1 protein-coding gene is annotated in these 546 nt (G+C 77.1%); it reads left to right on the top strand.

Annotated elements, in window-relative coordinates; translation table 11 throughout:
• Nucleotides 1-16 precede the first annotated feature (16 nt).
• Nucleotides 17-546: ketoacyl-synthetase C-terminal extension domain-containing protein (locus tag KUM32_RS43010; protein ID WP_308408862.1), on the top strand; the 530-nt coding region annotated here is incomplete at its 3' end.

Here is a 546-nt window from a genome sequence, read left to right as displayed (position 1 = left end):
GCTGTGGCTCGGCTCGGTGAAGTCCAACATCGGGCACGCGCAGGCCGCCGCCGGAGCCGCCGGAGTGATCAAGATGGTGCAGGCGCTACGGCACGGGCTGCTGCCCAAGACGCTGCACGTCGCACAGGCGACGCCCGAGGTGGACTGGTCCACCGGCGCCGTCGCCCTGCTCACCGACCACACCGACTGGCCGGCCACCGACCGCCCGCGCCGCGCCGCCGTCTCCTCCTTCGGCCTGAGCGGCACCAACGCCCACGTCGTACTGGAGCAGGCCCCGGACGCGCCCGCCGCGCCCGCCCCTGCGCCGGCGCCGGCGTCCGAGGGGGCGCCGCTGCCCTGGTTGCTGTCCGCCAAGAGCCCCGCCGCCCTGCGCGGCCAGGCCGAGCGACTGCTTGAGGCACTGGCGGCCCGCCCCGACCTGGCCGCCGCCGACGTGGCCCACTCGCTCGCCACGGAGCGGGCCCACTTCGCGCACCGCGCCGCCGTCATCGGCACCGACCGGGCCACCCTCACCGCCGCCCTGACCGCCCTCGCCCACCAACAACC

It is taken from the genome of Streptomyces sp. AC627_RSS907 (genome assembly GCF_019049165.1).
The sequence above is the reverse complement of the archived record's forward strand: the minus strand, read 5'-3'. Positions and strand labels throughout refer to the sequence as shown.